This is a genomic window from Streptococcus gallinaceus, from assembly GCF_024170225.1.
Lineage (GTDB): Bacteria > Bacillota > Bacilli > Lactobacillales > Streptococcaceae > Streptococcus > Streptococcus gallinaceus.
Genome location: NZ_JALJXU010000003.1, coordinates 16,354 through 29,359, shown reverse-complemented (window position 1 = coordinate 29,359; position 13,006 = coordinate 16,354). Strand labels below are relative to the sequence as shown.

Here is a 13,006-nt window from a genome sequence, read left to right as displayed (position 1 = left end):
AAAAAGTCAGTAAACTAGATTAGAATGCGTGATGGCTAGACTAGCTTAATTTTCATTTCTAATCTACAAACTCAAATTCAAATTTGCCGATACGAACAATATCGCCGTCTTTGGCACCACGCGCACGGAGGGCTTCATCAACACCCATACCGCGCAATTGGCGGGCAAATTTCATGACAGATTCGTCACGATCAAAGTTGGTCATGGTGAAGAGTTTTTCAAGTTTGTCACCTGAGAGAATCCAGCTTGCATCATCATCACGTGTGATGTCAAATTCTGGCTCATCAGGATTGAAGCCGTAGTAAACTTCCTCTTCTTGGAATTCTGACTCGTCGTAAAGCAAGAATTCATCTGTTTTATCCAAGAGTTCAGCCGTTGCTTCCAAGAGATTTTCCAAACCTTGGTGCGCCAAGCTTGAGATTGGGAAAATGAGTGGTTGCTCATCAAATTCATCATAATTAGTGGACAACTTTTGCTTGAATTCCTTGAGATTTTCTTCTGATTCAGGCAGATCCATCTTGTTGGCGACGATAATTTGCGGACGTTCCATGAGACGGAGATTGTAACTTTCCAACTCTTTATTGATTGAAACGTAGTCTTCGTACGGATCACGACCTTCACTGGCTGACATATCAATCACATGGAGGATAACGCGCGTCCGCTCAATGTGGCGAAGGAACTGCGTTCCCAGACCCACACCTTGACTAGCCCCTTCAATCAATCCGGGGAGGTCAGCCACAGCGAAAGATTCGCCTGATTTGGTGCGGACCATGCCAAGATTTGGCACAATAGTTGTAAAGTGGTAGGCTCCGATTTTTGGTTTTGCGGAGGTGATGACACTGAGGAGTGTTGACTTACCAACAGATGGGAAGCCGACTAGACCGACATCTGCAAGAACTTTTAATTCTAGCTCCAAATTGCGTTCTTCACCTGGTTCCCCATTTTCAGAAATCTCTGGAGCAGGATTTTTCGGTGTCGCAAAGCGGATATTGCCACGGCCACCTCGACCGCCTTTAGCAACCACGAACTCCTGTCCATTTTCTACTAAGTCGGTGATAATTTTGCCTGTATCTGCATCGCGAACAGTCGTTCCTTGAGGGACACGCACGATGAGATCGTCTGACCCACGGCCGTGCATCCCTTTTGTCATCCCTTTTTCGCCCGCTTCAGCCTTGAAGACACGGTTGTATCGGAAATCCATCAAGGTGCGTAAGCCTTCGTCTACGCGAAAGACCACTGAACCACCCTTACCGCCATCTCCGCCCCAAGGACCGCCATTAGGAACGTACTTTTCACGACGGAAGGCAACCATCCCGTCACCGCCCTTACCTGCCTTGACCTTGATCTTGGCAGTATCTAAAAACATACTCATAATTTACCTATCTTTCCTAAAAAAGAGTGGTTCGTCTGCCCTGAAAGGCAAGCGCCACTCCCTTACTTTTCTATAAACAAATGATCTTATAGGATCGCGCTGATTGCTGGGAGGAGTAATCCTGCGACGGTCACGATAACCATTAAAATAACGATGACCAAGGTTACTTTTTCAAATCTTGTTTTTTTGTGTTTTTCTTCTCCGAAAGCCATAGCTTCTCCTTTTATAACTTAAATCATTTTCTCTCTATTTTAGCATAAAAAGGATATTTTTTCCAAACTTTGCCTATCCTTCTAGCAAAAAGATGTGTAAAAAAATCATCCTCTAGCGTTTTGATCCGTCAAAGGATGATAAATGGGGTTGGTTTATTCGGGACAACTAACTCTGAGTTTATCTTTTGTCACGATAGGTACTATGATTTCTGTTACAAATTCACTTTCATTTTGCGTTACCCAATAGTCAATAACATGGCGTTCATAGCATTCTTTCTTGAGCTCATAGTGATTTTCAGCTGCAAACTGAATCATACTCTGATAGGTTTCCCCGATGGCATTAAGAGAGCCAATGTGGTAGCAGCTTAAGGCCATAAATCCGCCGAATTTCCCAAAATCTGCTGACTCTGGAAAGACGTGTTGTAAGATAGTGGAAGATTGAATTTCCCCAGCCATTTTTTTCTCATAGGAATCATATTTTAAAATCACAGGACCAGATACTTCTAACTTCTTTTCTTCTAGAAATTTTGTCCATTCGAGATTGATAATTGACTCCTTGTAACAATATTTATAGGGTTGTTCTACGTGGTAATAGGAAGTCTCTTCCTGATAGTACTTTAAGCTAATCGTCGGTCCCTTGATGGTTGTTAGATTGTTTTGCAGGCAAATTTCCCCTTCGATAATCAACTGTAACCAATCATCGATTGACGTCATAGAGACCAATAGTTGTTGTCGTTCGGCTTCTAATTCATCCCGGCGTTGTTGTAAATATTTATAATGGTTAGAACACCCATTGAAGGAAATTAACTCTTTAATCCGTTTCAAACTAAGACCGATTTGTTGGTAATACTTAATCATCGGAATCAAAAGTAAAGTAGCCTTATCATAGTAGCGATAATTGGTATCCTCTGAGATGTACTTGGGGAGGATAAGCCCCAAACTTTCATAATAGCGCAATGTCTTAGCTGAAACGCCGCTCATGCTCGCGGCTTTCCCAATGGGAAACAAACCTTCTTCTACCATGCTTCTCCTCTTTCTACTTTAATATTTTTATAATTTATTCGATGTCTTATTATACAATAAAATTGTAAACCTTTCCATAGTTGTAATGTCAAGTTATTTTTGTAGCAGTATGTGAATTATTTCTCTTTCTTTTTTTCTTAAAAAATCCATTATTATCAGTGGTTAGGCAACTCATCCGTCCTCATAAAATGCAATTTTCTATCAATTTATCCTTTATTAGAAAGACAAACTTTTCCCTTAGTGGAATGTTTTATTTTTGTATATAATTTCGTGATTTCTTATCTTTTCACATTCAATCTCTCAGAAATAGCGGAAAAGGATTTTGCCCTTTGAAGAGTAAAATCCTTGTTCACATTAGAATTCTAATTCTTTTAAAATTGCTTGTAAGCCGTCTTCGTGGTCTGCCATAGAAGTAACCTGCTTAGAGGCTACTGCCTTTTCTTGACGTTTCCGAAAGGCCTCCAAATCACCAGACAGACTTGCATACTGTTCAAAACGACGTCTTGCCTGTGCAACAGTCTTGTCAAACAACCTTTCTGCCTCGGTTGAGTTGACTTGTTGCAAGGCGGCAAATCGTTCTTGTTTGAGCATAAACGGAATCATTTGCTTAAAATCTGGCCGCTTAAAGTCCAATAACATCGGATTCTTTCCTTGCTCTGCTAGTAGCGGATTGTAGCGATAGAGCGACCAGTAGCCACTCTCTACTGCTTCTTTCGCCTCAATCAGAGTCTGGCTCATCCCCCCCTGTAAACCGTGCGTGATGCATGGAATGTAGGCTATCACGATAGATGGACCTGAATAATTTTCAGCCTCTTCAAAAGCCTTAATCACTTGCACTGGATTAGCTCCACTCGCAACTTGCGCCACATAGACATTGCCGTAGGTCATTGCCATCATCCCCAAATCCTTTTTAGCACTGCGATTTCCGCCGGCGGAGAACTTGGTAATGGCGGATGTTGGTGTGCCTTTTGATAAATGCCCACCTGTATTGGAATAGACTTCATTATCCAATACCAGAATATTGACATCTGCTCCACTGGCAATAACGTGGTCCAGGCCACCGTAACCAATATCATAGGCCCAGCCATCTCCTCCGATAATCCATTGACACGGTTTCACAAACAGATCCCGTTTGTCATATAATTCTTGGAAAATCGGCTGATCCGCGCGAACTTCCTTTAGCAGACTAGCCAGCTTGCTAGCTCGTGCGCGCGATCCACGTCCTTCATCCATGTGCGCTATCCAATCTTCGATGAGTTGTGATAAGTCTGAATTTGCAACCTCTTTCGCTGCTTTCATAAGAGGAATTAAGGCTTTGCGCCGAACATCATTCGACACGACCATACCGTAACCAAATTCTGCGGAATCTTCGAGCAAGGAATTGCTCCAAGCTGGTCCCTGACCGTGGCAATTTTTGCTGTAGGGACTCGTTGGGACCATGGCTCCCCAAATCGACGAACAACCTGTTGCATTGGTAATCAGCATACGGTCTCCGAATAATTGGGTCAATAATTTCACATAAGGTGTCTCACCACAACCTGCACATGCTCCTGAAAATTCGAGTAGGGGTTGCGCAAATTGGGTATGGGCAACTGTACCTGGTTTAGCTGGATTTTCCTTAGACCGCAAGGTTTGCGCGAAGGCCCAGTTGACATTTTCTTGGCTGACTTCTTCTTGAGCAAGCTGACTTACTGGTACCATTTTCAAGGCTTCACCTGTCTTGGGACAAGCATTCACACACAAGCCACACCCTGTACAATTTTCTACAGAGACTTGAATCCGATAATACAGTCCGTCTTTGCCTTTGAAATCCATGACTCGGTAACCTTCTGGAGCTACCTGCAATTCATCTTTTTCTGCTAAAAATGGGCGGATGGACGCATGAGGGCATACAAATGAACAACGATTGCACTGCACACAATGTTCGGCGTCCCATACAGGAACTTCCCAGGCAAGGTTGCGCTTTTCTTGCGGAGCCAGTCCGAGTGGAATATCCCCTGCTGCCATGCCGTTTTCTACTAAAGCACTGACTGCTAAAGTATCCCCCTCTAAGCGATTGACAGGCAGCTGAATGTGGCATGAAAATGAGTTCAGGTCTCCTTGGAATAGTTTTTTATCTCGTGGCAAATCCACCCATTCTGGATCAACGAAAACTTGTTTGACAGCACCGATTGAACGATGAATGGCCTCTAGGTATTTGGTCATTTTTTCTGATGACTGTTGCCCATAGACTGCTTGCATTTCTGCTTCCAATAATTGTCGGCTAGTAGGCAAGAACTTCACAATCTCAAAAAAGGCTACTTCCAAACACAGACTGGTTCTTGGAAAAATATCAACTTCCTGCGCTATCTGAAAGGCATCTACAATGTAAAATTGAATTTGATGCTCAGCTAAGTAGCGCTTCATGTCATTGGGCAATTTACGGCATGCTTCTTCGGCATTATCAGGTGTATTGAGTAGAAAAACTCCACCATCTTTCAATCCCTTGAGCAGGTCGTACTTTCTCAAATAGGCTGGTGTTGAAACCGCTACAAAGTCGGTCGTTTGAATAGAGTAACTAGATTTAATCTCTTCATTTCCAAAACGTAGTTGAGAAATCGTCAAGCCGCGTTGCTTACGAGAATCGTAATAAAAATAACCTTGAATGTTTTGCGTGGTGTGATACCCTAACAATTTGATAATTGACTTGCTAGCTCCAACCGTGCCATCTCCACCCAATCCCCAAAATTTGGCCTGATAGGTGGTTGAGGGCGTCAAGTCCAGTTTTGGTCCAACTTGCAATGACAAGTGAGTCAAATCGTCTTCTATCCCCACTGTAAATTGTTTCTGCTGATGTGCCTTTTGCAACTCATCAAAAACAGCCACAATCTGCTCTGGGCTAGTGTCTTTTGAACCAATACCATAGCGACCACCAATAATTTTTGGACGCAGAGAACTTCCATAGAAAGCAGCTTGTACGTCTAATAGTAGCGGTTCGCCGACTGAGCCCGGCTCCTTGGTTCGGTCTAAAACAGCCACTGCAGTAACCGTTGTCGGTACAAGTTCCAATAATCTTTCAGCCGGAAATGGTCGATACAAATGTACCTGGATAAAGCCAACTTTTCGCCCAGACTGATTTAGATAATCCACCGTTTGTTCGATTGTTTGCGAAACAGACCCCATCGCAATCATGATGTGTTCAGCTTGCGGATGTCCGTAGTAGTTCACCACATCATAATGTGTCCCTTGGATTTGATTGATTTTATCCATGTACTTTTTGACAACATAGGGAGTGACTTGATAATGTCGGTTGACCGTTTCGCGTTGTTGAAAAAAAGTGTCTGGTCTCTGATTGGTCCCTGATACTGTCGGATGATTGGGATTCATTGCGCGTGAGCGGAAAGTTTCCAGTGCATCTTGAGGAAGGAGAGATTTTAGTTCCTCATCTTCTAAAACCGTCACTTTTTGCAATTCATGACTTGTACGAAATCCATCAAAAAAACTTAGGAATGGAAGACTGGTTTCAAGGCTAGCTAAATGCGCAACTGCAGATAAGTCCATCACTTCCTGAACAGTACTTTCTGCTAGCATGACAAAGCCTGATTGGCGGACAGCCATCACATCACTATGGTCTCCATAGATGCTCAGCGCATTCGTAGAGACTGAGCGTGTTGCAACATGAAAAACCGTTGGCAATAGTTCGCCTGCAATTTTGTACATGTTTGGTAACATGAGCAAGAGGCCTTGTGAAGAGGTGAAGGTTGTGGTCAAGGCTCCTGTCTTGAGCGAACCGTGTATAAAACCTGCCACACCTGCTTCTGACTGCATTTCAACCACCTGCAGAGATTGTCCAAAAATATTTTTTCGATCTTGGGTTTGCCAAACATCGACACTTTCTCCCATTGTTGAGCTTGGGGTAATGGGGTAGACTCCTGCAACCTCACTAAAGGCATACGCTATGTGAGCTGCTGCTGTATTCCCATCCATAATTGCTTGATGTGCCATAGCCTTCTCCCTATCCTTTACAGTTCCGCTCATTTGAGAGAAAACGCCCACCCTCTTACTTAGGATAGGCGTTCACTTTCATTTCAATCGTTGTCGTATTAGTTGTGTTTAGGTAAAATTGTTTCCACTTCACTATGTGGACGTGGAATAACGTGAACTGAAATCAATTCGCCGACACGTTGCGCTGCGGCTGCACCGGCATCTGTAGCTGCCTTAACAGCACCGACATCTCCACGAACCATGACAGTGACTAAACCGCCACCGACATGTTCTTTACCAACAAGAACAACATTGGCGGCTTTCACCATCGCATCGGCGGCTTCAATAGAGCCTATCAAACCTTTTGTTTCAATCATTCCTAGTGCTTCTGATTGCATGATTTCTACCTACCTTCTGATTATTTGTGTGCTAAAATGCTTTCCACTTCGCTATGTGGACGTGGGATGACGTGAACTGAAATCAATTCGCCGACACGTTGCGCTGCGGCTGCACCGGCATCTGTAGCTGCCTTAACAGCACCGACATCTCCACGAACCATGACAGTTACCAAGCCACCACCAACATGTTCTTTGCCGATGAGAGTGACATTGGCGGCTTTCACCATGGCATCGGCTGCTTCAATGGAGCCTATCAAACCTTTTGTTTCAATCATTCCTAGTGCTTCTGAGTGCATGAGTGTTACCTACCTTTTCTTTATTTATGAGCTAAAATGGTTTCCACTTCTGTATGTGGACGTGGAATTACATGTACAGATACAAGTTCGCCGACACGTTGCGCTGCGGCTGCACCGGCATCTGTAGCTGCCTTAACAGCGCCGACATCTCCACGAACCATAACTGTCACCAAGCCACCACCAACATGTTCTTTGCCGATGAGGGTAACATTGGCGGCTTTCACCATCGCATCGGCTGCTTCAATAGAGCCAATCAAACCTTTTGTTTCAATCATTCCTAGTGCTTCTGATTGCATGATATCTACCTACCTTTTACTTTATTAATTTTAGTTTATTTTTGGCCGATACACCTAAGGCGTTGGCTTCTTCAGTGTCTAAGTGACACTCTAGGTTAAAGCTTTCATGGACACGTATGGTCACATTTTTTAGAATACCACCACGTTCACCTGAGCATTCCAGCGAGACTTCCTGACCATCTTGTACGCCAAATTCTCTAGCATCTAAGGGAGACATGTGAATATGTCTCTTTGCGACAATACACCCCTTGGTTAGTTGGACAGAGCCTTTTGGACCAATCAAGGTGCAACCTGGAGAGCCTGCCAAATCGCCTGACAAACGAAGTGGAGCTTTGATACCTAATTTAAAGCAATCTGACACGGTCAACTCTACTTGACTGTGCGAACGAACTGGACCAAGAATGCGAACTTTTTCTAAGATTCCTTTTGGACCTGCTACAAATACGCATTCCTGTACAGCAAATTGACCAGTTTGAGAGAGGTCCTTGAGTTTTTGAAACTCATATCCTGTACCAAATAAGGTATCCGCATCCGCTTGAGACAAATGAATGTGGTGATTGGAAACCCCCAGTGGAATGACGAAATCCTCCACATCTAGTCTTGTCGGTTGAACAACAAGCGGCTTCGCCTCTTCTACCTCTACAGGTTGACCTCCCAGATGGTCAATTACCCGATAAAATAGGTCTTCTAATTCTTCCATCAAATCACCTCCTATTTTTGTCTGAGCGCTGATAAGATTTCACGAACGATTGCTTCGTTGTCAACTCCGGTAGCACTTGATACTACTTCTTGATGAGGACATTCTTTTTGTTGATGCTCAAACGTTTCTTGGATAGATTGCGGTGTTTGCTTCAATCTATCCGTTTGTTTAGGGGTTTCTTGAACTTGATGAACGTGGACACTTGCTGAACAAACTGCATCTGGTTTGACTTCTGTTGGCATGGCTGTTTTTGGTAAGGATTGAAACACAGGGTCATCGGTCAATGTGGTAACCTCCTTCACTCCATAAGCAACTGTCTTGATATTGACAAGATGTTTTGGAGAAAGATTTTCAGATACAGAGCTTCCACCGCCTGTACCACATCCCAGCGTAAATGATACGGGAAGTCCAGTTGAAATACCTGTTCCACCTTGGCTGCCACCTGTATTGATTAAAATACGGGATGCTGGTTTCGAAGAGAAGCGTAGAATCATATCTGGATCTTCTGTATGCATGCTCATAGTATGCCCGATACCATTTTGCAAGAGACGAATACTTAGAGCGCAAGCCTCTTCCCAATTTTTAACGACATAAAAACCAATGACGGTTGTTAATTTTTCAAAGGAGAGTGGATTGCCTTGGCCAACTCCAGCTTGTGGACCGACCAATATTTTTGTATCTTTTGGTACCACAATACCTGCTGCTTCTGCAATTTCTGTGGCTACGCGTCCAACAAACTTAGGATTCATGGCTGGATTGCATCCATGTGAATTGCCTCGGAAGAGCAAGTCGCAAACCTTATCTGTTTCCTCTTTGTTCATCATATAGCAACCTTGTTTGCTCAATTCACGGATGACAGCGTCCTTATTGACTTCTTCACAGATAATCGACTGTTCTGAAGCGCAAATTGTCCCATTGTCAAAGGTTTTTGATGCCACAATTGCCTGTACTGCTTTTTCTACATTGGCCGTTCGTTCGATGTAGGCCGGTGAATTTCCAGCACCTACGCCAATGGCAGGCTTCCCGCAACTATAGGCTGCTTTGACCATACCAGGCCCACCCGTTGCGATAATCATTGAAACTTCTTTAGCATTCATCAATTCATTTGTCGCTGCCAAGGATGGATTGGAAACCAAACCTACGATATGTTCTGGCGCACCTGCTTCGACAGCTGCTTTTCGCACAAGATCCACTGCTGCATTGCTGCAACGTTTCGCTGATGGATGCGGTGCAAATACAATAGCATTGCGTGATTTAATCGCAATCATTGCCTTGAAAATAACTGTTGAAGTGGGATTGGTAGATGGGGTAATCCCTAGCAAGAGCCCCATTGGTTCTGCCACACTGAATACCTTGTTCTTTTCATCAAAATCAAGAATGCCTGATGTTTGCATGTCCTTGATTTCTTGATAAAGCAAGTAGGATGCTGCATAATTTTTATAGGCCTTATCAGCAACCTTACCAAAACCTGTTTCTTCAACGGCCATATCAGCTAGGTAGTAAACATTGGCGCCGACTGCCTTCACAATATTTTTCAATATGGCATCAATTTGTTCATCTGAGAATGTCGCTATTACATTGGCGGCTTGTTTCCCATTTCTTACTAGATCTCGTGCTTCTTGGATTGAACAGAGATCAACGTCTAATGTCTTCATCATCCGACCCCCAAAATTCTTTTTTATTTTTTCTGTTTGTGTTGCACTTTAAAATCTTCTAAGAGAAGAGCTATCATGTCACGTCTCACTAAACTATTTAGCTGTTCTTCTGCTATGTCTAGATGGGCATTTACGGAAATAAGGTCACGCAATTCAGAGGCTTTTGTTCGTTCCAATTTGCGTTTGTATTGCTTAAAATTCAATCCTTCATCTGTCTGTTCAACAGTTGTTGGTTCATGCTTTCTTATTTCTATTGACGCTGGTGAGGTAGCAATTTCTTGTTCCACATCAGCCGTTTCTTGCTCTACTGACTCTTCTGTTACAATTTCTAAAGTTGCTGCAACTGGGTGGTGGAGTTCTGCTAACTGATCATCCGGACGTGGAATAACATGGGCACCTTGAAGGTGATTTTCACCGAGACGACGAACAGCCTCAGCTCCGGCATCAACTGCTGTTTTAACGGCCCCAACATCACCCGTTATACTAATGTAGTATAGACCACCACTCACTTTTTCGGTTCCTAAAAGCGAAACATCTGCACATTTTAACATGACATCTGCTGCTTCTACAGAACCAATAAAACCATAGGTTTCAATCATTCCTAAAGCCTTCATACGGGAGACCTCTCACTACATCAAGTCTGCCCAGTTTGAAGGATAGGTAGTGTAGAAAATTTTGGCATTATCAGGCGAACCCCAAACAACATCTGAACCAGATGGGACAAACAAGACATCTCCAGCACGACCGACATAGGTTTGACCGTCGATTTCAATCGAAACTGTTCCTGAAATGACGTAGTCGATTTCTTCATATGGTAATTTCCAAGCGAAGCTCGAATGGTTAATCGTCAAGAAACCTGCACTCATTTTTGATTCATTTTGGCTGACTAATTCTTGGAAACCAACCTTAGCACCTGGCGTACCTGTGTCAAAATCATCCATACGGACGGTACCACCTTTGACCACTTTTAAGCCATTTGCATGGGAAACGCATCGATAAGGTGGAATTTCCTTGGTAGGCTCTGTGTCACCAGCCAATAACATCTTTTTTAGTAAGGTCAATAATTCATCAGAAGTAATGCCGTCCAAGCCTTTTTCAGTAGATACTTGGGCTGAGCAACTGACTTCTCTTCCTTCTTCAAAACAAATACCGTGTTTCTTTGCTTCATCACGCGCAGCTGGTGTGACAATTGTCCCTGGTTCTAGGTAACAAGTGGTCTTTCCAGCTTGGTGGCAATCCAACACATCTTTTGCTGTAATTAATTTTGCCATGTTTTCTCCTTTTCTACGTTACGAGAAACGTTCTATTTTTCCATTTTGCTTTTTGACTTGGTCATAGTTTTCATCAATGATACCGATAACTGCGGCGTCCACAGGCATCTGGTCATCTCCCATCATTCGGCGAGCTGCAGATCCAGTCGCAATAATCACTCGGTCACCAATGCCTGCTCCAATCATGTCTACGACAACTAGAAGATCACCGGCCCTACTGCCACCTTTAACTTCAGCGAGTAGAAATTTCACACCGTTCAAGGCTTCAGATTTTCTTGTCGCCCAAATGGTATCGACTAATTCTGCAACTAACATATCGGCCTCTTTCTAATAGATAATATCCTGACTGCAATTCATTGCAATGCCAATCGGTGTTACAAACATTGGATTTTTGGGTTTGATGGTTTTGATGTTGGTTTCTTTTTCGATGATGGTCTCGATTCCTGCCAAGCAACTCGTGCCACCGACAAGATAAATCACATCGACATCCATTCCTTCTATACTTCGTTTGATAATAGAAGCTACCTTTTCAATGACAGGCTTCAATACACTAAGCAACTCTTTGTGGTGCTTTGGATCTCGTTTGTAGGCATCTGCCTCATCAAAATCAAGCTTGTAAGCACCAGCTACTACAAGTGAAAAATGAGTTCCACCAGTCGCTTCATCAACTGATTTCATCACTTTTCCATCTTTCAAGATTGAAATCCCTGTCGTACCACCGCCAATATCCACAATCGCTCCATTTTGAAGTCCAACAATGGTATTAGCCGCTGTTGGTTCATCCAATAGAGTAGTCAGTTCAAAGCCTGCGCCCTGGACTACATTTTTTATCGCTCCGCCATCTAGACTATCTGTCCCTGGTGGAATAGCAGCAGCCGCATAAAGCAGCTCTGTGCCCAGTTGTTCTTCCAGTGATTCTTTCAACTCTCGAACAATCCGAATGGCACCGATATAATCCACGACCATTCCATCTTTAATGACGGAAGCAGGTCGGTGAGCACCCGCTACAATATTTTTTTCCTGGTCCAATACAACCAGAACAATATAAGCCGTTCCTAAATCCACACCTGTCAGATAAACATCGCTGGTTCCTTTGATAGGCTTGACTTCTACATTCTCAAATTCTTCAACGTATTGGTCACAGGTTTTAGGTAACTCTTGTAGCATCATTGGTCGCTTCCTCTCTAGTCTGTAAGTAATGGGCGATAAGTTGGCCAATCCGATTGAGCAATACCTGCAGCTCATCTTCCTGAACTTGCAGCTCCTCTATCGCTTTTTCTAAATGGAAATACAGTGGATATAATTTTACGAGTATCTGGCCGGTGCTTGACTGAAGAAACATGCCGACATTTGACAAGTTTCCGTGGATAAAGGACTTATCCACTTTTTCAATCACAGCCATATCACTACTAGTAGGTGGTAGAATCGCTTTTCCTCCTGCGAGGACAGTTGCCAGATACCGTTCCAAGACAGTTAATTCTTGAGCGAGTACTAGGTCTCTACTCACAACATCATAAGCTGTTTGCAGAAACTCACAACGGATATCCAGCCAGATTGGCTGAGAACCCCCGCTCCCATTCGATGGTCCGGTAGACGTTTTCTCCGATTCTTTGGACGCATACGGTTTGAATTGCCCCGGTAACTTCACTTCGTTTTCATCCACAATGTTTATCTTGCGGTCCAACAGAAAGGTTCGTGCACCAGGTGTGAGTCGCTCTGTTTTTTTGACGGTAAAGGTCTCAAATGGAAATTGATGATACTCGACACGCAAATCATCTTCGGTTAAAAATTTCATAAAAGGACTTCTTTCTTTTTAACGA

General features: G+C 43.4%; 14 protein-coding genes. All 14 read right to left on the bottom strand.

Features of this window, described 5'->3' with window-relative positions; genetic code table 11:
• Positions 1-58: 58 nt before the first annotated feature.
• The 14 genes from obgE to J2T50_RS04250 all read right to left on the bottom strand — a co-directional run bounded on the left by obgE (position 59) and on the right by J2T50_RS04250 (position 12,981).
• Entirely contained in the window at positions 59-1,372 is a 1,314-nt protein-coding gene (gene obgE / locus J2T50_RS04315) for a GTPase ObgE (RefSeq protein WP_253364106.1), read from the bottom strand.
• 86 nt (positions 1,373-1,458) lie between these two features.
• Positions 1,459-1,584, bottom strand: coding sequence for a DUF4044 domain-containing protein (locus J2T50_RS04310; RefSeq protein WP_253364104.1), 126 nt, complete (start codon positions 1,582-1,584; stop codon positions 1,459-1,461).
• A 153-nt stretch (positions 1,585-1,737) separates the two neighbouring features.
• Positions 1,738-2,607 (bottom strand): MerR family transcriptional regulator, encoded by an 870-nt coding sequence (locus tag J2T50_RS04305; protein ID WP_253364102.1) that lies wholly within the window; start codon positions 2,605-2,607, stop codon positions 1,738-1,740.
• Positions 2,608-2,961: 354 nt separating this feature from the next.
• Positions 2,962-6,591, bottom strand: a complete 3,630-nt coding sequence (nifJ, locus tag J2T50_RS04300) for a pyruvate:ferredoxin (flavodoxin) oxidoreductase (RefSeq protein ID WP_253364100.1) — start codon at positions 6,589-6,591, stop codon at positions 2,962-2,964.
• 98 nt (positions 6,592-6,689) lie between these two features.
• Positions 6,690-6,968 carry an ethanolamine utilization microcompartment protein EutM gene (eutM, locus tag J2T50_RS04295; protein ID WP_253364098.1) on the bottom strand — a complete coding sequence of 93 codons (279 nt, stop codon included), beginning with the start codon at positions 6,966-6,968 and terminating at the stop codon, positions 6,690-6,692.
• A gap of 20 nt (positions 6,969-6,988) precedes the next feature.
• Entirely contained in the window at positions 6,989-7,264 is a 276-nt protein-coding gene (locus J2T50_RS04290) for a BMC domain-containing protein (RefSeq protein WP_253364096.1), read from the bottom strand.
• Between the two features lie 20 nt (positions 7,265-7,284).
• The gene (gene eutM, locus J2T50_RS04285) at positions 7,285-7,560 is read right to left on the bottom strand and encodes an ethanolamine utilization microcompartment protein EutM (protein WP_253364094.1); all 276 of its coding nucleotides are present in this window, start codon (positions 7,558-7,560) and stop codon (positions 7,285-7,287) included.
• A 16-nt stretch (positions 7,561-7,576) separates the two neighbouring features.
• Positions 7,577-8,260 (bottom strand): phosphate propanoyltransferase, encoded by a 684-nt coding sequence (locus J2T50_RS04280; protein ID WP_436300111.1) that lies wholly within the window; start codon positions 8,258-8,260, stop codon positions 7,577-7,579.
• A gap of 11 nt (positions 8,261-8,271) precedes the next feature.
• Positions 8,272-9,915: an acetaldehyde dehydrogenase (acetylating) gene (locus J2T50_RS04275; RefSeq protein ID WP_253364512.1), complete on the bottom strand. Its 1,644-nt coding sequence runs from the start codon at positions 9,913-9,915 to the stop codon at positions 8,272-8,274.
• Positions 9,916-9,938: 23 nt separating this feature from the next.
• Positions 9,939-10,529 carry a BMC domain-containing protein gene (locus J2T50_RS10535; RefSeq protein WP_301282806.1) on the bottom strand — a complete coding sequence of 197 codons (591 nt, stop codon included), beginning with the start codon at positions 10,527-10,529 and terminating at the stop codon, positions 9,939-9,941.
• Between the two features lie 15 nt (positions 10,530-10,544).
• Positions 10,545-11,186 carry a cupin domain-containing protein gene (locus tag J2T50_RS04265; RefSeq protein ID WP_253364091.1) on the bottom strand — a complete coding sequence of 214 codons (642 nt, stop codon included), beginning with the start codon at positions 11,184-11,186 and terminating at the stop codon, positions 10,545-10,547.
• An 18-nt stretch (positions 11,187-11,204) separates the two neighbouring features.
• Positions 11,205-11,501: a EutN/CcmL family microcompartment protein gene (locus J2T50_RS04260; RefSeq protein WP_253364089.1), complete on the bottom strand. Its 297-nt coding sequence runs from the start codon at positions 11,499-11,501 to the stop codon at positions 11,205-11,207.
• Between the two features lie 12 nt (positions 11,502-11,513).
• On the bottom strand, positions 11,514-12,353 hold the full coding sequence (gene eutJ / locus J2T50_RS04255) for an ethanolamine utilization protein EutJ (RefSeq protein ID WP_253364510.1): 840 nt from the start codon (positions 12,351-12,353) through the stop codon (positions 11,514-11,516).
• The gene (locus J2T50_RS04250) at positions 12,334-12,981 is read right to left on the bottom strand and encodes a hypothetical protein (protein WP_253364087.1); all 648 of its coding nucleotides are present in this window, start codon (positions 12,979-12,981) and stop codon (positions 12,334-12,336) included. The genes eutJ and J2T50_RS04250 overlap by 20 nt, the downstream gene beginning before the upstream one ends.
• Between the last annotated feature and the right edge of the window lie 25 nt (positions 12,982-13,006).

What these genes read in the sequence shown, in the direction of transcription:
- eutJ (WP_253364510.1), bottom strand. Translation starts at nt 12,353, where the DNA reads ATGCTACAAGAGTTACCTAAAACCTGTGACCAATACGTTGAAGAATTT.
- J2T50_RS10535 (WP_301282806.1), bottom strand. Translation starts at nt 10,529, where the DNA reads ATGAAGGCTTTAGGAATGATTGAAACCTATGGTTTTATTGGTTCTGTA.
- eutM (WP_253364098.1), bottom strand. Translation starts at nt 6,968, where the DNA reads ATGCAATCAGAAGCACTAGGAATGATTGAAACAAAAGGTTTGATAGGC.
- J2T50_RS04275 (WP_253364512.1), bottom strand. Translation starts at nt 9,915, where the DNA reads ATGAAGACATTAGACGTTGATCTCTGTTCAATCCAAGAAGCACGAGAT.
- J2T50_RS04250 (WP_253364087.1), bottom strand. Translation starts at nt 12,981, where the DNA reads ATGAAATTTTTAACCGAAGATGATTTGCGTGTCGAGTATCATCAATTT.
- J2T50_RS04260 (WP_253364089.1), bottom strand. Translation starts at nt 11,501, where the DNA reads ATGTTAGTTGCAGAATTAGTCGATACCATTTGGGCGACAAGAAAATCT.
- obgE (WP_253364106.1), bottom strand. Translation starts at nt 1,372, where the DNA reads ATGAGTATGTTTTTAGATACTGCCAAGATCAAGGTCAAGGCAGGTAAG.
- J2T50_RS04280 (WP_436300111.1), bottom strand. Translation starts at nt 8,260, where the DNA reads ATGGAAGAATTAGAAGACCTATTTTATCGGGTAATTGACCATCTGGGA.
- J2T50_RS04310 (WP_253364104.1), bottom strand. Translation starts at nt 1,584, where the DNA reads ATGGCTTTCGGAGAAGAAAAACACAAAAAAACAAGATTTGAAAAAGTA.
- J2T50_RS04290 (WP_253364096.1), bottom strand. Translation starts at nt 7,264, where the DNA reads ATGCACTCAGAAGCACTAGGAATGATTGAAACAAAAGGTTTGATAGGC.
- J2T50_RS04305 (WP_253364102.1), bottom strand. Translation starts at nt 2,607, where the DNA reads ATGGTAGAAGAAGGTTTGTTTCCCATTGGGAAAGCCGCGAGCATGAGC.
- nifJ (WP_253364100.1), bottom strand. Translation starts at nt 6,591, where the DNA reads ATGGCACATCAAGCAATTATGGATGGGAATACAGCAGCAGCTCACATA.
- eutM (WP_253364094.1), bottom strand. Translation starts at nt 7,560, where the DNA reads ATGCAATCAGAAGCACTAGGAATGATTGAAACAAAAGGTTTGATTGGC.
- J2T50_RS04265 (WP_253364091.1), bottom strand. Translation starts at nt 11,186, where the DNA reads ATGGCAAAATTAATTACAGCAAAAGATGTGTTGGATTGCCACCAAGCT.